Genomic DNA, 20,376 nt, shown 5'->3' with positions numbered 1-20,376 from the left:
TATCAGTAATATTCCGATATTTAAGGACACACCTCAACTTTGGAATTGTACTTCAGCTAGTCCCAAGACGCGCCTGCCCCAGGCAACCTCAATCCACCTCGACTCGACTGCCTTCCTGTCCATCGAGATTGGCTCGAACACTCTTGCGTTGAGCCGTGGCAGGACACAATCGTCAGGCTGGGACTCGGCTCTGTTCGGTGAGTAGGCGCCCTCACGACACATTTGCCAATCCCGTGAAAATCAGGCCATAGATTTGGAATACGCATAGTTTTATAGAGTTTTCCTAATGGATGGTCGGGAAGGGCTTGAATCGCGCTTTTGAGGCTGGGGAATCAAAGGACATCAACCTCAAAACGGCGCAGATGGTTCAGCTCATTTCCGAGATAGGCCCAGACATACCGGAGATTGCGAGGCGACTCGGCCAGTTCAAGGAATCGGTCCGGTACAGATACAAGGAAAAAATTCTGAACAAAGGATTCGCCATCCAAGCAATAGTGGATTACTCTAGGTTGGGGCTGAGACACCTGGAGATGTTTGTTGGTTTTTCGGAAGAATTCAGAGAACACGCCCAGACGATACTGATAGCAATGAGCGAACTCTGCTACGTCAGCGGTTTCGAGAAGATTTTCCCCACGGGTGATTACATGGTTGGTGCGGACGTCCCGGAGGAATTCGTCGACGAGTACATGGACTTCATATTGGGACTCCGACAGAAGGGACTATTCTCCCATGTAAATGTTCACACGTTCGACTGGTTCAGAAGGATTCCAATGCGGACGCAGTTCTACGATTTCAGCGCTGGAAGATGGGACTTTGACTGGTCCACCCGGACTGCCGGGGGCTTTGACACTACGGCCTACACTCCATCCGAAAGAGGAAGATTCGACCTCCTTGATCTGCTCATTCTGAAGGAGCTCTACATAGACGCCTCAAGGCCTCTGATAGAGATATCGAGGAAACTCGGTGAGAACTACAAGAAGCTAGCATGGCACTATAACAAACATGTCAAGTCCGGGTTGATCAAAGGTTACACCTTACGCTGGCCAGGAACCAAGTACAACTTCAAAGTCGAGAGGGCGCTGCATAGGCAGCACAGATATTTCTGGATAGACTTGCTTGTCAGAAACCTGAGCGAAGTAGAGAGGATGGAGCTGGTGTCAAAAGTCAACAGGCTGCCTTTTGTTTGGGCCGAAGCCGGCGGGAGGGATTACTTTGCTCAGTTTGCGTTCCCAGTCGATTTTCTTACAGAGGCAATGCAACACCTCGAATCGATTCTTGGACCCGTGAGGGACAGAGCGGAATTGCATATGCCGGACCAGACGAGCGCTTTGGCTTTTACGATTTCGTACAAACGGTACAATCAGAAATCGCAGAGATGGACCTTCGACGCCCCTGCTTTGCAAAGCAGATTCGCCGAACTGATTTTAAAAATAAAGGAGAGTAGGGGCTAAGAAGCGCCCCTTCTGACTTAACGTCCCATTCCGCCCGCTATATCGAGCGGACCCAGGTGCAGACCGAGAGAGGCGAATACAATGCTGGCTCCGGTCAGGGCCAACATGCCGTATCGGATCTTTTCGTCTAGGGTCATTAGGTCAGAGGTACGAAGCGTATTGATTTAAACTTAGGTATACGCACAAAGCAGTCTGTTCCATCTCTATGCGAGTTCGCAGTATCCTCATGGAACCCTCTCAGACGACTCTCCGGGTGAAGCACGATGGACCCCTACATGAGGCAGCCGACCATCTCTCTGCCCCCAGAACTTTTTTCAGGAACGGAGGAAACACACTTCTACGAAGCCTAATGCCAGTGGGACACGAAAATCTGGCCGTTGTCTCTGATTTCGACGGGACCTTGACGAGATGGGACCTTCCGGAATTAGTGCTGAAGAGGTTCGGCACAAAAGGGTGGCAGCAATATGACGATCTGCTCAAGGCCGGCGAAATAACGACTGAAGAATGCGTTCGAAAGCAATATGCGATGATTTCAGCCCGTGGTAGGAAGGAGATACTAGACTATGTGAACGAGTTCTGGGCTTTCAGGCCAGGAGCCAAAGAACTGGTTTCAGGGTGCGAACGCGGCAAGACGGCACTTACCATCGTGAGTGCCGGTCTGGACTTCTGTATCGAAGCCGCATTCAGGGCAAACAACGCGCGCTTGCCTGAGCTCGTGTGTCCCAAGACCACCTTTGTACGGAAGAAGGGATTCAAGTTGGCGTTCCCGAGTCTAGGCCCTCTGTCAGCCACGGATTTCAAGGAGACTGTCGTGGTTTCCCGCAAGAAGATGAACGACGCCGTGATCTTCGTCGGAGACGGCGCCGGGGATCTCCACGCAGCCGCCAGTGCCGACGAGGTCTTCGCAATCGAAGGTTCGGAGCTCGACCAACTCTGTACACAAAGGGGAGTGCGCCATCGCTCAATCAGGACCCTCTTCCCTGTCCTGAGGTTCATTCAGGGACTATCTTGACCGCCATCCATCCAGAAAGCTAGGTTACGAAGCTGTCAGCCTCGGCTCTTCCTCAGGCGTTCAGACTCGAACATTGTCCCGACGCATCAGGAACGCGACGCCGGCTCGGTCCTTCCCGCTAGCTTCGACAGCTTACCCTCCGCTGCCAGCGTGGCGTCTAGCGTCAACTCCGCTATGAGCCGCAACTCGGCCTTCTTCCTTTCGGTGAGCTTATCCACTACTATCCACCTTTCAATTCCTCTTGGGCGTGTTTATACCTTTGCGCGGGTTCCTTGTAGAGGTACGCGGCCTAGTCCGATACGCGCGGGGCGAGAAAGAAGTGTATTCTTGTCCCCAAGTCGTTGAGCTTAAACTCGGCCAAAATCGGTTTCTTCGTGCTAAAGCTGAAGACTAACGTGTCAGAGGCGCTGCCTGCGCTCTTAACCACATTCGCGAGATAATCAACCGAGTACGTCGCCTTGCTGTCTGCCTTCACCTGCAGGTCTAGGAGATCGGCGTCGTTCTTCTCTAGAGCGATGGCTGCCTTGCCTATGTCAGACTTGCCCGAAAACGAAAGCTTGTCCTTCTGCGCCTCTATGGTCACTTGGTCGGATACTGCAGAGATGTCGCCGAGGACGCGCTCGAATATCGATTTGGTGAGTGTTGCCTTCACATCAAATTCCAGCTTCGGCAGGGGGGCTGCGCCGCTGCTGCTCTCTATCAGATGTATGGTGAACTCGCGCTTGTAGCCGTTGACGAAGCGGATCATGATGCTATCATTCTCGCCAGCAGAAATCTCTACGCTATCCTTGGCGTCAGCCCTTCCAATCAGCTTGACAAGGTCTTCTACCCGAACAGAAAACTTGAACGGCTTATCGACCTCGAACTTCTCGAGGCTCGGTCCAGGCATCAGGAGGTCGATGAGGGCGACATGGGAGGGGTCCATTGCCCTAAATGTGATTCCTTCAGTGGTCGCCTCGAAAGTGGCTTCCTCCACAAGGGTTTTGATAGCTGCGGCGACAGCTTTCCATTCAGAGGCAGACGCGGACTTGGCCAGGAACAAACTCTAACCCGATTTCAAACAGGCTCGTTTGCAACAGATAATAAGGATTCGTCGTCAGTCTTCATCCGAGAGATCATCTGGCTGAAAGTGTCTCGTACTCGATTCAAATCGACGGGGCCGGCTCCCGGGCGCGTCCTGGTTCCTGGCTGAGTTCCGCCCACCTATCAAGAGTCATCGCTCCCTCATCCGCCAGAGGCCCCTTGTGCTTATGGACGCACTCCCCGTGTTTTCCTTTGCTGCAATTGCAGTTGTAGCACAGTGTCTGAAGGTTACTCGGGAAGCCATTCTTGAGAACCCAGCGATAATACGGAACTCCGCCCGTATTGGGTCTCCCGAAAAGCTGCCTCCTCACCTTTCCGCCGTCGTTGTTCACATGATCCAAGGTCAGGAAATCAATCTCCGACTCTCCACAACACACGCAAGCCAACGTTCCGTTGGAGTAGTGACCCAGCACCGCCCGCCTAATCTTGTCTTCGTACTCGACGCGGTACGCCTTCATCTTGGCACGAACGGATTCCCTCGCGCAGTATTTCAAATTCGACTGCCTGGCCTTCTCCCGGTTCCTCTTGAGCCATTCCTGATGGTCTGCACGGCGCAACTCCTTGAAAGCTAGTGGTCGACAGGGTCCGCAGAACTTCTGATTGCCGTTGCCTGGCAAATAGTCCACGCCGCAGCGCAAGCAAGTCTTGAGCAACTTCGGTACACTGCGGCGGTGCCCTTTCATTTTCAGTGGTCGCCCTGCCTTTCGTTCTGCCCACCGCGCTCTTGCCTGCGTCCTGATGGTTTCTTCATGTGCTTCGCGGTAGGTTCTTTCATATTCTCTTACGTGCTCTGTCTCGTGGATTCGGCCGCATGACACGCAGTACCGTTGTTTCCAGTTGTTAGGTCGGAACTGTTGACCACAGGTAACACAGCTTCTCAGACACTTCAGCGGTCCTGGCATTCTTATTCGACTCCACACAAACGCCTGATGGTTTCGGCTAGCTCGTCCATCGAACAACAGAGAGTATCCGCGTGCTCCATCACCGGCTCCACGTACTCCCTCACCAAGTCGACCTTCGCCTGTGCCACTTCCACAAGCGCGATAGATCGAATGTCTGGATAAGCGGCTTTGATCCTCTTGAACTTCAAATCGACATAGGCTGCGTTTTTCTCGACCCATGTCAGGGCGACGCCCCTCCTGTTGATGCTTCTCCAACACTCCAGAATCGTTCTGCTGCCGCTTAGGAAGAAGTCGACCACGTACATCCTGTTCTTGACAGGGAAGACCGCGTGTGTCAGGTGGGTCACCCCATACTGGAGGAGGATGTCATCAACCTGCTCCTCCTGCTCGGTCAGCGTAGCGGTGTTCACAACGGGCGCCGCACCCACGTCACGTCCATCATCCACGCAGCGCAGACCGTCGAACGCTCCCGGCTCCGTCACTCGACCCCGCACCAGGCCCTCAACGTCTCGGCGAACTCCTCCATGGAGCAGCAGACGGCGTCGGCGTGATCCAGCACTGGTCCAATGTATTGTCTGACCACCTCCGCTCCCGCGCTCACGACTTGCACGAAGGCCAGGCAGCTGATGGTGGGGTCGGTCCCCTTGATTCGTTCGAATTTCCAGTCGACGTAGCAGGCATTCTTCTCGACCCAGGTGAGAGCGACCCCTCTCCGGCTGTTGCTCCTCCAGCATTCAACGGCGAGCTTCTGCAACGGCAAGTAGAAGTCGACCACATAGACACGCTGCGCGACGGGGAAGACCCTGTGTGCGGCGTACGGGATGGCTTTCAGATTCAGGAAGTCCTGGACCGACTCCTCTTGCTCGGTTAGAGGCACCAGCGCGTGCATCTTCGACATCCAGCTTGAAGACATGAAAGAGAATAGAAACGCTCTTAATAAGCACCACAAAGGTTTTATCTTCCGCATCTAGCTAAACAGAGCTAGAATCTTGCCATTTGAGCCTAAACGGGGCGCTTCCGTGCGTCTCATCCGCTTCAAGGCCGACGGGAGCTTCCCCGCCGAGGAGTTGGCGAGGACCGTCTTCGAGAGTTTGCAGATTAGAAAACTGAGCAGGGTGGCGCTAATGGTCGACGAGGCTGTCCTGGAGGCACTTCCGAGATTGGGCTCTGAGCACCTCGAGCCGGAGAAGGACTACCACTGGTCGGGCGTGCTTGCGCAGAAGAGGTTCGGCTATCCTCACCGACGTGTCCTCGTCGGCAGCTACGAGGAGTGGTTCCGATGGTACATGCGCACCCAGCGGTTCAGGGCATTCCACACAATCATCCTCATCGAACCGCTCTCCGCCGTCTCAGACAAGGAGCGTGGAGGGTACATCGACGGCCTGCTTGTGAGGCTGATGGCGAAGGTGCGCCGGGTAGTAGTTGTCGCGAAGCCAGCCCGCGGCGAACTCTCGGCGCCTGACGAGACCAGGGCCATGGAGGTCCTGAGGGCGCTTCTCTACGGCACGAGGTTGTCGCGGCCGGAGCTGACGGGGCTGGCGTCACACACGTTCGTCTCAATCCCCAGAGAGCTACTGGACAAGACGATGGAGCGGTACAGGTACCACTGGCGCATCTCGAAGGACCACCCGCGTCTCCGCCTCGACGAGCTAGACGAGGAGCTAGTGCAGGGCATGGTGCCAGCTATCCCAGGAGACTACGTCGACGGCAAGCCTGGGCAAATCGAGCAGCGGTTCGGGCGGGAGAGGAGGTTCAGACGGGAGCTGGAGGTTCCCGACGGAATGCTCGCGGAGAGGGTGCTACAGGACGTCGCAAGGAGGGGGTGGGAGACCGTCCCGGACGAGGCGGAGGAGGCAGCGAAGTGGCTTGGCGAGCTGAACAAGGCCGGTGACCCGAGGCTCGAGAAGGTCTACAGGAGCCAGGACTCCGTCAGCGACCGGCAGTGGCTGGGGCTGCTCAACCCGCCGACGAGACATCTCCGCAGGGTGATGGACGGCCTGGCTGCGGAGGGGAAGCTGGAAACGCGCACGTGGTTCAGGGAGGTGGGCAGGCCCGCCGCTGCCTACTTCCAACCGGGCAAGGCACCTTTCCTGGAGGAGCGCTGCGGCCAGTGCGCCTTCTATGTGCCTGTGAGGGGGAGGTGCAGGCTGTGGTGGCTGGTCAACAAGAAGCGGGTGTTCTTCGACGAAAGGTGGAAGCAGGCGGGATCTCCAGTCACGCTGTTCGAGATTCACAAGATGAGATATGCCTCGAGGATAGGACCGCACTCGTCTGCGTGCGTGCGCTTTATCGACAAGAAGAGAGATCACACAAGGAAGGCGGTCCCCGAGAAGTGCGGAATCTGTGGCGAAGGGCTTGCTCAGGGTGGGTTCGCGACAACGTGCAGGAACTGCGGGACGAGATACGTGAGGTTCAGGGACAGGGTCAAGGTCATGACAGCCTACAACCATGAGTACGACAGGCTGTACCGCGAGGTGACGGGGGGCGATGCCGACGCGGATTTGGAAGCTTGGAAGCAGGAGATGGCTGGGAGGCTCCCCCGCATGCTCGAAAGGGGGACGGAAGCCGAAGACCTAGACATGATGGCCGTAGGAGCAGAAGAACAGGCGGAAGAACCACCTCGCGTATGGCCTCGGTTCAATCAGGCCCTGCAGGAGAAAGTAGACAGGCTCGCCCTGTCGACGGACATCGCCAGACACTTCTCAATCGCAATGGCACAGAACGCATTGAACGCTACACGAAGGATTGCGACGTTCGCGAAGTTGGACGCACACGAAGCGGGTCAGGCCGTCGCCCTGCAGGAGAAGTACCTAACGATCATCAAGGACGCCGCTCCGACAAGCCTCCTCACTTACGAGGCCTTGATCATGAAACAGTATTGGCGCTGTTATGATCTAGCAGTGAAGAAGACCCTCCAGTGGTTCGGCCCCAGGAAGAGGTCAAGGTTCGTGCGGGAGTACGTCGGGGACCCGGCGGGGAGAGCGAGAGGGTACTCGGCAGTGGACGCTGCGATAAACTACCTCCACCAGAGAAGGCTCCGGCAGGCCGAGCGCGTAAACGCGGAAGTGGGATTCGAAGGGACGTGCGACGGCTTCCTCCACCGGGAGCACTACAATTCGCGTGGGATGGGCCTGCTACTCGACATGATCGACCCCTTCAAGTTCGCAGACAGGGAGGTGCTCCTGACGGTCATTCTAAACGGGGGCATCACGTGGAGGGACTTCAGGCTGGAGAAGGATAGGCGCGGTTCGACCTTCTACTACCCGGCCGACAGCGGCAGGACGGTTCTTGACAGGGCAGGAAGGGACGCGGACGAGACGCTGGTGGTCTACGCGAATCGCCTGCTAACCCTAGTAGAAGCGTACAGGGAGTCAGCCACGAGCCTATTGGGGTTCTTGACTGGAGGTGCAGTACCATCGGCTACTCCTAACCCATTCGCATTCATCACTTCAGATGCGCAATGAACCCGATACGCCGCGAAGTCCCTCGGGAATCCTTCCGCCACTTGTGAGACCGCTAATATACTGGTGAACAGATATGCAGCGCTCGATGAGGTCGACCCTGCTTGGCGAACCCTATTCTACAAGCGGACGGACTAGTCAAGTACTACAAGGGCAAGCGGGAGCCAGCTCTCGACAACCTGCAGCTCAAAGTTAAGCCAGGCCAGATCTTCACCCTGCTCGGCCGGAACGGCGCCGGCAAGACCACCTTCCTGAGAATAGCGTCAACGGAGCTGCTGCCGACGTCCGGGAGAGTCACCATCTTCGGCAAAGACGTGGTCAAGGAGGCCCGCGAGGTAAGGCGGCGAATAGCAATCACTCCCCAGGAGGCCAGGCCTCTCTGGATGCTCAACCCGCTCGATCACGTGATGCTGACGCTGATGATGAGAGGGGACAGCCATTCCGAGGCAATGACGAAGGCGAAGAAGGTCCTCAACACGCTGGAGCTCAGCGAGTTCGCGAAGATGCCCTCGCAAGACCTCTCCGGCGGATTGCGTCAACGGATTCTCATAGCGATGTGCATCGCCTGTGACGCCGACCTTCTGTTCCTGGACGAGCCGACGATAGGTCTCGACCCGCTGGGAAGGCGCCGAGTCTGGAAGGAGTTGATACGACTGACGAAAGAGGAGGGCAAGACCATCGTTCTCACGACCCACTACATGGACGAGGCCGAGGCCATCTCTGACGAGCTGGCGATTGTCGACCGAGGAAAAGTACTCACAAACGGGAGCATGGCGGACATCCGTTCCAAGCACCTCAGCTCGAAGATTCGCGTCGATGTCTCCGACGGGTTCTCCAGTGACGAGCTGGAGGCCTACGGCAAGGTGACGAAGGCAGGCTACCTCTCGAGGCTTTTCGTGGAGGAAAAAGTGGCAGAAGAACTCAGCAGGGAGGCGCTCCGAAGGAAGGCTGCTGTAGCCATCTCACCAATCACCTTGGATGACATATTCGTGGAACTGGTAGGGAGTGACATCGAGGAGGAGACAGTCCAGGAGATGCCTGGTGGCGGGGTGATGCAGAAATGAGCGATCCGTTTTTCCAGAGAGCCTGGCGTAAGCTCAGGACAATCGGGGCTCTGACGTACTACGCGGGCATACTACCGATAATCAGGATACCCACCCTCCTGCCGTTCGTCTTCGCTACACCTTTCACAATACTCTTCATCCTGTTCGTCACCGGAAGGGGCGACGCCATCATATACGGACTGGCGGGCGCCATGGCCATGACCGTGGCTCAACAGGGATTGATCCTTGGAGCGGACCTTACCAGCTTCAAGATCGAACACAAGTTCCAGGCCATGGTCGTCGCCTCTCCCGTTTCAGCGATGACGTACATGGTCGCCGTGGCTCTCTCCGAGCTCGCCTTCGCTTCACCTCCGCTAATCATACTCCTAATCATAATTGGGTACACCGTGGCTGGAATTACCGCAGTCTCGTTGTTGGAGATACTGGGAGTGATACTCCTAACATGGATCACGACCAGCTCCATCGGCTTCTTCCTATCAACCTATGTTCTCAATACACGCACGGCTTTCATCACGATCTCTTTCCTTTCTATTCTCGTGTCTGTTCTTCCTCCTGTGTTCTATCCTATCCAGGTCATCCCAAGCCAGTTCAGGTGGTTGGCTGAACTCGTACCCACGACCCACGCTTCGATTCTGCTGCAGAACGCGATTGGGATACAGGTCAACGCTTCGCAGCTGACCCTCAGCTGGCTCGCACTGCCAGCGCTCACCGTTGCTTTCCTATCACTCGCCCTATTCAAGGCCAGGTGGAGGGAACCTTAGAAGAGCCGGGGGGAACGAGCGACCAGCCGTTATGACCAAGGGACGATGGTTCCAAGCAGATTCTCATAACACCCTCCGCCTGCCATCTCGGATGAGCCCCAAGGCACTCATCTCACTCGCTATTGTGGTGTCGCTGTCGCTGGCCATCGGATACTATCTCTTCAGCGCCCCCGGGAACGCCCGCGTCTCACCGCTGCCGTCAAGCTTCACTGCGAACGGCAAGACATTCCAGATCACATACTTGGCCACAACCCAGAGCGAAAGGCAGGCCGGCCTGATGAACAGGAAGATAACAGACACGACAACGATGCTCTTCATCTTCCCAGAGCCTAGTAACTATCCGTTCTGGATGTACGACACGAACTCCAGCCTAGACATAATCTGGATCAACGCCACCGGGACCTCCGGGGTCGTCGTCTACCTAGTGACAGGGGCCCAGAGCTGCTACCTCCCAGTCGGGTGCCCGAACTACTACCCCACCGCCCTTGCGAACTACGTCATCGAAGCGAAGGCTGGGTTCGCCAGAATGAATGGAATAAACGTCGGGACGACAATTCGATTCGGCTGACAACCAGATAGCGCTGGCAGAACCTGGCAGGCCTCACTGTCCGCCCTTCGGTCACCTGTTGTAGAACCACTGCATTCTAGGCGGTTCGATGTTCTCCTGCCAGAGCAGCGCGATCAACTCCCCAACGTGATACAGCTGCTCGGTGAAGGTCTGAAAGAGGCATTCCTCCACCGTCATGTCGAACTTCTCTCCTGATTGGAGAACGAAATCCACGCGCCTCGAGAGCTCAGCTTTGCCGACGCCGGACAGGTAGGAGCGCGTCCCCGACTCCACCTGATTCAGGTGGTCCAAGACCATCTTCATGTCAGTATACTCCTCAGACTTCCTCTCCCTCTTGTAGTCCCTCGGTCTGCCCTTGATTACCCAACTGACTATCCAGTCCTCATTGTCTATCATGTGCACCAAGATGTTCTTCATGCTGTAGTAGCTGGCTTCTCTGTTCTTCTGTACACCTTCCCACGGGAGCTCCGCCAGCTTGTCCCCGAACTTTCTCCTCACTTTCGCGGAATAGTTGTAGAGGCTGACAGCATCCATAAGACCGGCCACGTTGTGTTGTTGTATAAGCTTAGACCACCAGCATCCGTTGCGGACTCGGGGTCGACCCCTCACGACCCTCGACAACGCATGGGCCCGACGTACGAGGTACAATCGGGGTGTCCCGTCAGCGAAATGCCTGGGCCCGGGCTCAACATCATGGCGTTCTTTCAGGCACTGGGCCGCCGCACTTTCAGGGCGACAGAGAGCTGGCTAGTGATAGAGCTCAACTAATAATCTTGAGCGTCAATCAGCCCCACCCAAAGCGAAATGGGCTCCCAAGCGAAGGCACAGCGAACCCTCGTGTGACCCAGCCAAATAGCCGATTCCTTATCTCCTAGCCACCTGAGAAGTAATATCGACTCACCAAACCAAGTGGCGGTTCATGTGCTGTTGAAAAGCGTCGGTGGTCTTGGACCAGGGCATTCGCAGAACCGACATTATCGATTGACCCGACCCTCCGCTCCAAGGTAGAGTTTCCAGCCAGACGACGCGTTGCACGGGTTTGATGAATGCAGACCTTATGTTTCCCCTTCGAGAAATTACAGTTCATGCAAAGCACGGCGTAACCAGACGGGAAACCATTCTTAATCAACCATCGGTAGAACATGTGACCTCCCGAATTCGGCCTTCCGAACAGCGACGTTCGATGCTTAATGCCCTTTCCTTCGATATGATCGATTGTAAGGAAATCACGTTCCGATTCGCCACAACATGCGCATGCGAAAGTTCCCCGCGAGTAATGCCCCATCACTTTCTGAATCACATCTTTCCTGTATCTGTACCCATATTTTCTATTGGCTTTTAGGTAATAATCGTGGTTCTTCTTCCATGCTCGCTTGACGGCTTGCCTCGCTTTGATGGGGTGTTTTCGCCTGTAGGTGGCCGCGTACAGGCGCCTGTACTCCTGTTTCTCAATTGCCTGACACCGCGGACAGTATCTTTGCCTCTTGTTCTTCCGCAGGTACGACTGTCCGCAACATTGACATGGAATCTGTTCAACGGTCATACACGTCGCACCCATTTTTCCGGAATCTCGCACCACGCCCAAGCCATGCTTGCCAACCCCTCTATGCTGCACGTCAGTACGTCCGTACGCTCCATAACCGCCCCTACGTATCTCCCCACAACATCTGGCTCAGCACGCACCACCTCCACCAGAGCGATGCATCCCCGACACGGAATTTCATCGGCCACTATTCTCTCGGACCTCTGTGAGCGGATTGTCTACTACTCAATCGATTGTAGACTAGTCGACATGGGCTGCGGCGAAGGTGTCAGGAGGAACTACTTGAGAAACTCGCCTGAGAACACTTGCTAGGGATACGCAAGCACATTAGCAAACGCAGGAATGGCGATGGACAGCAATTCAGCAATCTCGCTCAAGCGATACCTCGGTCTACTTGGAGTTCTTGATGCCACGACCGCCATAATTCACTTGAAGTAGGCGGGAAGAGCAATCGAGGGAGAAAGAATGATTGATGCTTGTGTGTGTTCCACAAGAGGATGCGCGTCAGGTAAGCTGAACGAACCAAAAACAACACCCAATTCGATTCTACACAACTTTGATCAGAATGACAAGTACGCCAGTTCTCTTTGGAACGCGCAGGTTGGCTCATCAGAGGCCGCTTCTTAATCGATAATCAAACGAGGATGAATGGTTTGGCTGGATTCTCCCAACCACCGGATGAATCCAGAGACATAGGATTACTTATCTGATGGGCCCGGTGAAAGGACACGTTGAACGACGCCACCATCAATTTCCTACGGAAAACATTCAGAGAATATTATTTCAACCGTAGCAATGCGATCGAGTTTCCTGACCAGATTCACTCCCGGGAGTTCGGCTACATCCCCTTCGGCGGCGGCATGGTCCGTCACATGTCGTTCAAGAGCGCTGGCGAAGCCGCAGCCGAGATCCTGAGGCAATCCCCGTCGTCGGTCTACTGCTCGAACGCGAGGTACGCATCTCCGACCCTCCCCATGGAGGAGAAGGGCTGGATGGGGGCCGAACTGATCTTCGACATAGATGCCACGGACATCCCGACTCCCTGCAAGAAGACCCACGACGTCTGGTACTGCGAAAATTGCCACGCGACCGGGAAGCTCCCCAAGCCAGCAACCTGCCCGAAGTGCAAGGGGCCGACCCTCGAGTTCCACGGGACGTGCGGGACGTGCCTGAGCGCAGCCAAGGACCACGCACTCCGCGTGCTCGACTTCCTGACGGACGACTTCGCTGTCTCCAAGGACGACGTCAGAGTATACTTCTCGGGGAACAGGGGGTATCACATCCAAGTCTACGACAAGAGGTTCGAGCCGCTCGACCAAACGGGCCGGGCCGAGGTCGCAGATTACATGCTGGGGCTGTCTCTGCCCGCGAGCCAGAGCATCGCTTCGCTGCTCAGGCGGAGGTCGGCTGCACAGGCGACCGCGGCGTACGGCTGGATGAGGAGAATCACCACGTACACCCAAGCGAAGTCTGGCTACACCGGAACGCTGCAGAAGCTCGTCTCCGAGGCCACGTCCTCGCAGAGGGCACTGATAGACGCCTCCGTGACCACAGACATACACAGGGTCTTCAGGCTGGCCGGGACGTTACACGGCAACACCGGGATGGCGAAGATGAGGATGAACTCGTTCGAGAGCTTCGACCCCCAGACTGATCCCGTCGTGCTGAGCGCCGAACCAGCAAGCGTCAGGACGTCCTTCTGCCCAAGGTTCTCAATCCACGGGCAGGTGTTCGGCCCGTTCAAGTCGGAGACAGTCTCTTTGCCGACTTGGGCGGCAATTTCCATATTAACGCGTGGCTTCGGGGAGGTCGCCTAGTTGGCCGAGACCACGCTGGAGTACCTGAAGAGGCACCTCGACGCCGAAGAACAGTCGGAGAAGCTCACCCAGATCCCTGCCGACCTCTACACCAACGTCGCCTCCTACGCCCAACTCCTCAGGAGGACCGCTGGTTCAGCCAACTCGGAGGTCGCGAACCGCCTGATACTCAGGCAGTCTGAGTTCCTCGAGTCAATGGTCAGGAAGTTGCTAGAAGTCAGGGCGCAGAAGGCGCTGGCACTCAAAGCGGTCGCCCAACTCCTCCCCGAGGAGAGGCACCTCGCCTCGGTCGGTGAGACCTACGGCCTGAAGATGCGGGCCTTCGTTGACGCGGTGTCGTCAGGCCAGCCCTCTGCAGTCGAGCTCGCACGCAAGAGCGAGCTTGAAAGGAGCACGACAGTCCGCTTCGTCAAACACGTCAACGAACTCGTCGGGCTGGACATGCGCAGGTACGGGCCGTTCGAGCCTGAAGACCTGGCGTCTCTTCCCGCAGCCAACGCCGACGTGCTTGTGGCGAGCGGAGAGGCCGTCGAAGTCAGGCCGCGCGAGGCGCCCTAAGAGTAGCTTCTCCAGGTGTGGTTGCACTTCACACACCTGTAGAACTGGGTTGGCGGTTCGTCGCCACTCCTGGTCTGAAGGAACCACCACATCGCTTCGTTGTGGCCGCATTTCGGGCACTCGATCTTAGTGGTCGGAAGCGTGTTGAGCTTGTTCTCCTTGTCCCCGACGACCTTTATCGGAGCGGCAGTCGCGAGGTCCTCCTCCGTGGCCTTCGTGACGGTCTTGCCAGCCTTGTTCTGGTATCCGCAGTTGTCGCATATGTTGGTAATCGCGACCTCCTTCCCTGTCTTTACCTGCTTCAGCTTGAGCCTTGTTCCACACTTTGGACAGAACTTCAGCCCGACCCACCACTGCCGAGGGCTTTCCGCGCGCTTTCGTAGAGCTCCCGAGTCGTCTCCGCCCCGCGCTGGACGCTGTTGACGAACGCCTTCTCTGGTTTTATTCGCTGGGACCGTACCTTCAGTACAAGCTTCTTGATCAGCGGGTGTGGGGGGAGCACTCCTGCGAACGTGACGCTCTTCTCCTCCAGGAGTTCGTGATGGACAATCTCCGCCAGAGAGTAGTCCTCCCCTGTTATCTCAACCGTGAGGCCCTTTTCGTCATCGCTGGTAGTCTGAATCTGCATATTTTGCATAACCGCCCCTTCTTGTCAAGTTGATAAGGATTCTCTCGTCTTACCAAATTAGTCGAGAAAGCCCACCTCCTTCAGCCATGGGATGAATCGCATTGGGGCTTAAGTGAAATGACGTGTACTATCTTCTGGGTGGCATGAAGTCAGCGTTCCGGTTCCGTCTGTATCCGAACCGCAGGCAGGAGCGGAAGCTGCTGAGGATGGTCGTGGCCGCGCGGCGACTCTGGAACGACGCATTGGTTCACCGAAAGCGGCGCTGGGAGGAGAAACGGCTCTCCACCTCATACAGCCAGCAATGCTGGATCTTCACTGCAGAGAGGCACGCAGACCCATTGTTGGGAGGGCTCTACTCGCAGGCAGGACAGGAGATACTCAAGCGCTTGGACAAGGCCTTCAAGGCATTCTTCGAGGGCCGCGCCAGGTACCCGAGATTCAAGAAGTTCTCCGCATCAGGCTCGTTCACCTATCCCCAGGCGTACAACGGGTCGGTGAAACCCGACGTGGCTCGGAAGAGGCTCTTCCTCTCGAAGGTAGGGAATATCAAGGTCGTATTCCACAGGGAGATGCCGCCCTCTGAGAGGTTGAAGACCTGCACGATGGTCAGGGAACCGAACGGTGAATGGTACGCCTCGCTGATGTACGAAGACGACGTGCAGATACCGGAACCTGTGAAGGCATTCACCTCGCCTCTCGGTATAGACTTGGGCCTGAAGTCGCTCATGGCCACGACGGACGGGGTGAAGATCCCTCACCCGCAGTTCCTCAGGAAGGCCGAGAGGCGGCTGAAGAGCCTCCAGCGGAAACTCTCCAGGACGCGGAAAGGCTCGAAGAACAGGAAGAAGGCGCGCAGGCGGCTAGCCATCCAGTCGTCCAAGGTCGCCCGACAGCGAGCGGACTTCAACCACAAGCTGAGCGCTGAGCTGGTGCGGAAGCACGATTTGGTCGCCTTCGAGGACCTGAAGGTCAGGAACATGGTCAGCAACCACGCCTTGGCGAAGTCCATCGCCGATGCCGGGTGGGGCCAGCTTCGAAGTTTCTCAGAGTACAAGGCGGCCCGCTCCGCGAAGCTCGTAGTCAGGGTGCCTCCGGCCTACTCGACGCAGGAGTGCTGCTTCTGCGGGGCGCTGAACCAGACCCCTCTCAGGGTCCGCGTCTTTGACTGCCGGGGTTGCAAGAGGACAGTGGACCGCGACTTCAATGCGGCCTGGATTGTGCTGAAGCGAGGACTCGCTCAGGTAGGGCAGGACATGCCCGAACTCAAGCCTGTGGAGACGGCGCCTCTACCCGCCCCGGCAACGGGACGCGCAAACCCGGCCGGTGAAGCAGGAACTATACGCGACGGGAATCATGCCACCCAGCAAGAAGCTCGTCGCTGGAAACTCACGACCTTCAGTTGTGGGAGGATGTCACGGCCGAATAGGCGTCTGCCCGAAGTCGTTGGCGAGCTTCCTTTCTTCCACGTTCCCGCACTCGTCGCACTTGGCCCTGTTGCCTCCCTTCTGCATCGGCCTGCCGCAGTTGCCGCACAGGGCGTAAACGACCCCCATCCTGTCGTCATCGACCGAGAGGTGGATGATGCCGTTCATCGTGCTATGGATTCCGCACCTGACTATGTCACCCAGCTTGACCGGCGGTGGCCCCCGCACTCCCCTGCCCGCCTCCCTTGAGCGGAGCATGACCGTGCCCGTGAACCCCTTGTCCGTGGGCTTGCCGTTGACGTAATAGATCTTGACTCCGGCAGTGCTTGTCGCGGCGTTCTCCACTTGGCCGGTCACGTAGTCGCCGGTCTTCAGGACTCCCGCGTCCACCGACGGCTTTATCGAAATCTCCATCTTGCGAAGGTCCTTCTGCACAGTGCCGACGGCGAGGGCTCTCAGAAGACCAGAATCGTCGTAGACGTGCGGCCCAGGGAGGTATTCCTCGGACACGGCCAGCTTGTCTCCAGGCAGAGCTACGGGTTTCTTCTCCATGTTACTTCACTCTCTTTACTAGGCCTACGGTCAGCTCTATCCATTTCGGTCTCTGCAAGAACTCGCCTATCTCCCTTCCTTCGAGGAGGGCGACGAGCGCGTCTGCCTGGGGAATCGACAACACCGGCCTGTCGAACGTGAACCCGTCGACCGATATCCTCGGGCACGCCGTCTGGACGAACGCCTCAATCTCCCTGTGGGGTGCGAGCCGCTCCGGAGTTATGTCCCTCAGGGCCAGCTGTACGACCTTTCGTCCGTGCATCTCTAGCCTCTGGGAGATCCACCTGCTCCTCCCGAGCATCCTCTGACCCTCCTTCATCCCCGTTATCACGCCGAAAACCCTCGCGTCCAGGGCCTTGTAAACGGCAAGAACAGCGCGTTTCCTCCTCTCTCCGGCAGCCTCTTCCATGCTCACCACCTCGTCGAGGTACGGGTCGAGCATGAAAGTGGGCTTGCCGGTAGCCAGCGCCACTCCCACCGCATGGAACTCGCTCTCGCCCAGGAAGCAGAAGGCGTCGACCGAGTCGCGGAGTGGGTAGATCGTCGAGAAGTCGCAGCCGAAAACTTGGCTGTCCATCAGGAGGTTGTTCTTCTTCCCCAGCGACACCTCGAAACCACCGTCCTCAAAGATGGCCTTGACCCTATCAAGCTCTTGCATGTGCTGGCTGAACGTCACAAGGCCGAGCCTGTGGTAACCACAGAGCATCTTTGCCGCCTTCTCCGCCACACCGTCGAACTTCACGTCGTCTACAGCGTCGATCAGGTACGTGAAGTCTCCGACGGTCTGGACCGTCGCGTTATGCCCTATGTGCAGCGCCATGTCGGCCTGCAACTTCGGCACGTCGTCGTCAACCGTGTCGCAGATCCCGAAACAGGTGTCGCCTGCGAGTATGCACGTGACGCCGTACTTCTCGCGAACCCTTCCCATCAGCTCCTTCGTCTGCCTGAGCAGCCCGCCTGGAGCGTTGACGAGGATGGTCCGGGGCCTCTTCTCCTCTATGAGCCTGAAGACTTTGGCCTCGTCTATCCTGACGGTCATTGCGTGACCGGCTTCTCTAGCTTGACCACTTCGGTGTGCGTCTTCATCGGGAGCTTGGTCGACGCGGCTTTCATGCCCTCCTTCGCCTTCTCAAGGTTCTCCGCCATCACGCTCATCTCCAAGATCACGCTCCCGGCTTCCACCCTGGCCGCCAGACCAATCGGCTTGCCGAAGGCCTTCCTCATGCCTTCCTGGAGCCTGTCCGCGCCCGCGGTCGCAATCATCTTGTTTTCGCGAAGCACGAGGTGTGGAAATGTGACCACTTTCAGGTAGAAGTTCTCCTCCCCCAAAAGCGCGACCTTCTTGCTGGCAGCCACCCGCGCGGCTTCCAGGGAGTTGTGCCTTATCTGGACCCTCCCTTCCGAGATGAGCTTCAGCATCACGTCGTAGTCGGGCCTAGACTTCCCAGTGGTAAAGCGTGCTACCTTCGGGTTTGGCGCTCCCGGCGCGAACTTCTTGCTGTAGAACTGGCCTTTCCACTCCCGATAGTTCCTTCCGTGGATTATCCCTCACCTTCGAGAATCCGCCCCTGGGGACTCCTAATTAACCTTCATTCCGCTTCGCCTCCTGTAGACGAGGCTGTTCGCGAGTTAGAGCTGGACGCCCCTTTGATCTTGACGGAAATTGGTCCCGGGGCCAGACATCATATCCTCCAAAATGACCCTTGTGGTACCCATCCGGGGCGAAGAACTCCAAAGCTCTTTCGGCTTCTTTCAGCTTGCCACCAAGAAGAAAAGGAAGTAGCTCTTGTAAGACACGGTAAGCTCTCAACCCTCCAGCCACACATTCCCAAATGGGCTTCAGCTTGCCATGTCTAGGCCTCGGTTTTTGCGGCCGGGCGACTCCGAAGCAGTCGCAAAGTTTGAAAATCGGAGCCTCTTCCGTCATTCCTGTCCTAAGCTCGAGGGACGTGACATCTGTTCTCTTGGAATAGTGAGCGACGATGCCCGATTCTCCCTGAACCAGACCACCCGACCATGCCCTATCGATTGCATCGTGCATTATGACCTCCGGCACCATTCCCTGGCGTTGCCTGCGCACTCCCGGCTTCAACAGCCATCCTTCCGGCGTCTCGATTCCCAGCCTTTTCACGTGATGATAGATCATACACGGTGCCGCGTAGCCCAGTCTGTTCGCGGCCTCTCTGGCGTTCTTGCTCGTCTTCACGATATCCTCGAAATAGCTCGCGAACTTGTGGCTCCAAGCAGGCGGTCTAACATACCAATGGTCAGGGTCCTCGATACCAAGCTTCTTCATATGATACCGTACTGACGAAGGACCTCCGTATCCCATCCTCTCCACAGCTTCCAGCAGCCCTTTGCTCGATTTGATCACGCCTTCGAAGTACGGCTTGAACTCGGGGCTGTGAACAGGCGGCCTGGTCCCTTCACTCGGCACCCAGAACGCCTCCGATGACCGACGCGAACTCCTCCATGGTGAACGCAATCCAATCCGCGTGGGGCATAACAGCACCCACCCACTCCCTCAGCGACGGAAGGTCAATCTGAGTGGCCTCCACGAGGGCGCCGCACTTGATCCCAGGGTACACCTCTTTCAGCCTCCTGAACATGTAGTCGACGTAGATGCCGTTCCTCTCCATCCAGCCCAGCGCGACCCCCGCCTGCTCTCGCTCATCCAGCACTCCACCACGAGGTTCATCCTGGGAAGAAAGTAGTCTGCTACGATCGACCTGCCCTTGTATGGGAAGACCTCGTGCACCCTGTATGGAACCCTGAGAGAACGGCGTTCCTTTCGGTCTCGCTGAGGTTGAAGTAGTTGATGGGACCGACCTCATAGATATAGGACATCTTGAAAAAGGAGGATTGAATCGATTTAACGGTGGAGCTTGAGAAAAGATTGGGTGCACTCACCGAGTCTAAATCAACGCAACCTCTCTTCATCTTTGACATGGGAGGCGTAGTCACCAAGTGGAAGAACAACGATCCACTCGTCAAGTTCGTTGCCGATAGGTACGAGGTTCCGTTTGGCAGAATGAAACAGGTGATGGAAGAAGGCCTTGTGGAATTTGAATCCGGCGGACTCTCCTCTCATGATTACATCGCTACCTGTCTCAGAAGAGTGGGAAAGAAGATGAAGAAGGGAGATGACGCGGATTGGCTCCTAACATTCCCGATCCAGAGGCTCGCCAGACTGAGGAGAGGAACAGTGGAAATCATCAGACTGCTGCGGCACAGGGGATACAGGGTATACGCACTCTCGAACACTTCTCCTCCTCATGTCGAGATGGGAAGGAGACTTGGGTGGGACACGCTGTTTGATGGGTTATTTGCTTCATGCGAGATAGGAGCAGTAAAGCCTAGCAGACGGGCTTACCAACACGTTCTCAAGCAGGTGGGTGCACCACCTAACCAGGCAGTGTTTATCGACGACAATGAGGCCAATGTCGTCGGGGCCGTGCGAGTTGGGATTAAGCGGTCATTTCAATTTCGTTCCGTCCTGCAGCTTAGGAGGGACATCGCCGGAATTCTGAGAGAAACCTAGCCGTCAGTGCA

At 56.7% G+C, this 20,376-nt stretch carries 20 protein-coding genes; 10 read left to right on the top strand and 10 right to left on the bottom strand.

Features of this window, described 5'->3' with window-relative positions:
• The first annotated feature begins 290 nt into the window (after positions 1-290).
• A complete protein-coding gene (locus tag LYZ69_07355; GenBank protein ID MDV3278266.1) occupies positions 291-1,451 on the top strand; it encodes a hypothetical protein in 1,161 nt (386 codons plus the stop codon).
• A gap of 349 nt (positions 1,452-1,800) precedes the next feature.
• Positions 1,801-2,463, top strand: a complete 663-nt coding sequence (locus LYZ69_07350; protein MDV3278265.1) for an HAD-IB family phosphatase — start codon at positions 1,801-1,803, stop codon at positions 2,461-2,463.
• A 289-nt stretch (positions 2,464-2,752) separates the two neighbouring features.
• On the opposite strand, the gene pcn is transcribed toward LYZ69_07350, so the two are convergent.
• The 4 genes from pcn to LYZ69_07330 form a co-directional block, all read right to left on the bottom strand.
• On the bottom strand, positions 2,753-3,505 hold the full coding sequence (gene pcn, locus LYZ69_07345; protein MDV3278264.1) for a proliferating cell nuclear antigen (pcna): 753 nt from the start codon (positions 3,503-3,505) through the stop codon (positions 2,753-2,755).
• Positions 3,506-3,608: 103 nt separating this feature from the next.
• On the bottom strand, positions 3,609-4,004 hold the full coding sequence (locus LYZ69_07340; protein ID MDV3278263.1) for a hypothetical protein: 396 nt from the start codon (positions 4,002-4,004) through the stop codon (positions 3,609-3,611).
• Between the two features lie 446 nt (positions 4,005-4,450).
• Positions 4,451-4,894, bottom strand: coding sequence for a hypothetical protein (locus LYZ69_07335; protein MDV3278262.1), 444 nt, complete (start codon positions 4,892-4,894; stop codon positions 4,451-4,453).
• A gap of 32 nt (positions 4,895-4,926) precedes the next feature.
• Complete coding sequence (locus tag LYZ69_07330; GenBank protein MDV3278261.1) at positions 4,927-5,361, bottom strand: hypothetical protein; 435 nt, start codon at positions 5,359-5,361, stop codon at positions 4,927-4,929.
• A 76-nt stretch (positions 5,362-5,437) separates the two neighbouring features.
• Here LYZ69_07330 and LYZ69_07325 point away from each other — a divergent pair, with 76 nt between their 5' ends.
• The 4 genes from LYZ69_07325 (at position 5,438) to LYZ69_07310 (ending at position 10,302) form a co-directional block, all read left to right on the top strand.
• Positions 5,438-7,912, top strand: coding sequence for a CRISPR-associated endonuclease Cas1 (locus tag LYZ69_07325; GenBank protein ID MDV3278260.1), 2,475 nt, complete (start codon positions 5,438-5,440; stop codon positions 7,910-7,912).
• A 101-nt stretch (positions 7,913-8,013) separates the two neighbouring features.
• Entirely contained in the window at positions 8,014-8,973 is a 960-nt protein-coding gene (locus LYZ69_07320) for an ABC transporter ATP-binding protein (GenBank protein MDV3278259.1), read from the top strand.
• Positions 8,970-9,734, top strand: a complete 765-nt coding sequence (locus tag LYZ69_07315; GenBank protein MDV3278258.1) for an ABC transporter permease — start codon at positions 8,970-8,972, stop codon at positions 9,732-9,734. Before LYZ69_07320 ends, LYZ69_07315 begins: the two co-directional genes overlap by 4 nt.
• Before the next feature lie 91 nt (positions 9,735-9,825).
• The gene (locus tag LYZ69_07310; protein ID MDV3278257.1) at positions 9,826-10,302 is read left to right on the top strand and encodes a DUF192 domain-containing protein; all 477 of its coding nucleotides are present in this window, start codon (positions 9,826-9,828) and stop codon (positions 10,300-10,302) included.
• A gap of 51 nt (positions 10,303-10,353) precedes the next feature.
• On the opposite strand, the gene LYZ69_07305 is transcribed toward LYZ69_07310, so the two are convergent.
• Entirely contained in the window at positions 10,354-10,836 is a 483-nt protein-coding gene (locus tag LYZ69_07305) for a hypothetical protein (GenBank protein ID MDV3278256.1), read from the bottom strand.
• Positions 10,837-12,576: 1,740 nt separating this feature from the next.
• Here LYZ69_07305 and LYZ69_07300 point away from each other — a divergent pair.
• Both LYZ69_07300 and LYZ69_07295 read left to right on the top strand, forming a co-directional pair.
• Positions 12,577-13,662, top strand: a complete 1,086-nt coding sequence (locus tag LYZ69_07300) for a hypothetical protein (GenBank protein ID MDV3278255.1) — start codon at positions 12,577-12,579, stop codon at positions 13,660-13,662.
• Positions 13,663-14,220: a hypothetical protein gene (locus LYZ69_07295; GenBank protein MDV3278254.1), complete on the top strand. Its 558-nt coding sequence runs from the start codon at positions 13,663-13,665 to the stop codon at positions 14,218-14,220. It abuts the gene before it with no gap.
• A 337-nt stretch (positions 14,221-14,557) separates the two neighbouring features.
• Here the strand turns inward: LYZ69_07295 and LYZ69_07290 are convergent, their stop codons facing one another.
• Entirely contained in the window at positions 14,558-14,848 is a 291-nt protein-coding gene (locus tag LYZ69_07290; protein MDV3278253.1) for a hypothetical protein, read from the bottom strand.
• 143 nt (positions 14,849-14,991) lie between these two features.
• On the opposite strand from LYZ69_07290, the gene LYZ69_07285 reads away from it, so the two are divergent.
• Positions 14,992-16,521, top strand: a complete 1,530-nt coding sequence (locus LYZ69_07285; protein ID MDV3278252.1) for a transposase — start codon at positions 14,992-14,994, stop codon at positions 16,519-16,521.
• A 304-nt stretch (positions 16,522-16,825) separates the two neighbouring features.
• On the opposite strand, the gene LYZ69_07280 is transcribed toward LYZ69_07285, so the two are convergent.
• Genes LYZ69_07280 through LYZ69_07265 form a run of 4 tightly spaced genes read right to left on the bottom strand, consistent with a single transcriptional unit; the run spans position 16,826 to position 19,505 of the window.
• The gene (locus LYZ69_07280; protein MDV3278251.1) at positions 16,826-17,863 is read right to left on the bottom strand and encodes a diphthamide synthesis protein; all 1,038 of its coding nucleotides are present in this window, start codon (positions 17,861-17,863) and stop codon (positions 16,826-16,828) included.
• Complete coding sequence (locus LYZ69_07275; protein MDV3278250.1) at positions 17,860-18,366, bottom strand: 50S ribosomal protein L16; 507 nt, start codon at positions 18,364-18,366, stop codon at positions 17,860-17,862. The genes LYZ69_07280 and LYZ69_07275 overlap by 4 nt, the downstream gene beginning before the upstream one ends.
• A gap of 40 nt (positions 18,367-18,406) precedes the next feature.
• The gene (locus LYZ69_07270; protein MDV3278249.1) at positions 18,407-19,261 is read right to left on the bottom strand and encodes a hypothetical protein; all 855 of its coding nucleotides are present in this window, start codon (positions 19,259-19,261) and stop codon (positions 18,407-18,409) included.
• Complete coding sequence (locus tag LYZ69_07265) at positions 19,251-19,505, bottom strand: hypothetical protein (GenBank protein MDV3278248.1); 255 nt, start codon at positions 19,503-19,505, stop codon at positions 19,251-19,253. Before LYZ69_07265 ends, LYZ69_07270 begins: the two co-directional genes overlap by 11 nt.
• Before the next feature lie 197 nt (positions 19,506-19,702).
• Here LYZ69_07265 and LYZ69_07260 point away from each other — a divergent pair, with 197 nt between their 5' ends.
• Positions 19,703-20,365, top strand: a complete 663-nt coding sequence (locus LYZ69_07260) for an HAD family phosphatase (GenBank protein MDV3278247.1) — start codon at positions 19,703-19,705, stop codon at positions 20,363-20,365.
• The last annotated feature ends 11 nt before the right edge of the window (positions 20,366-20,376 follow it).

The sequence above is a fragment of the Nitrososphaerales archaeon genome (genome assembly GCA_032906765.1).
GTDB lineage: Archaea > Thermoproteota > Nitrososphaeria > Nitrososphaerales > Gagatemarchaeaceae > DASPPF01.
Note: the sequence above shows the minus strand (reverse complement) of the source record. Positions and strands in the feature narration are given on the sequence as shown.

Bases quoted from the DNA above. Each gene is read 5' to 3' on its own strand.
- LYZ69_07355 (MDV3278266.1), top strand. From the start codon at position 291: ATGGTCGGGAAGGGCTTGAATCGCGCTTTTGAGGCTGGGGAATCAAAG.
- LYZ69_07315 (MDV3278258.1), top strand. From the start codon at position 8,970: ATGAGCGATCCGTTTTTCCAGAGAGCCTGGCGTAAGCTCAGGACAATC.
- LYZ69_07290 (MDV3278253.1), bottom strand. From the start codon at position 14,848: ATGCAGATTCAGACTACCAGCGATGACGAAAAGGGCCTCACGGTTGAG.
- LYZ69_07310 (MDV3278257.1), top strand. From the start codon at position 9,826: ATGAGCCCCAAGGCACTCATCTCACTCGCTATTGTGGTGTCGCTGTCG.
- LYZ69_07350 (MDV3278265.1), top strand. From the start codon at position 1,801: ATGCCAGTGGGACACGAAAATCTGGCCGTTGTCTCTGATTTCGACGGG.
- LYZ69_07330 (MDV3278261.1), bottom strand. From the start codon at position 5,361: ATGTCTTCAAGCTGGATGTCGAAGATGCACGCGCTGGTGCCTCTAACC.
- LYZ69_07280 (MDV3278251.1), bottom strand. From the start codon at position 17,863: ATGACCGTCAGGATAGACGAGGCCAAAGTCTTCAGGCTCATAGAGGAG.
- LYZ69_07305 (MDV3278256.1), bottom strand. From the start codon at position 10,836: ATGGATGCTGTCAGCCTCTACAACTATTCCGCGAAAGTGAGGAGAAAG.
- LYZ69_07340 (MDV3278263.1), bottom strand. From the start codon at position 4,004: ATGAAGGCGTACCGCGTCGAGTACGAAGACAAGATTAGGCGGGCGGTG.
- LYZ69_07285 (MDV3278252.1), top strand. From the start codon at position 14,992: ATGAAGTCAGCGTTCCGGTTCCGTCTGTATCCGAACCGCAGGCAGGAG.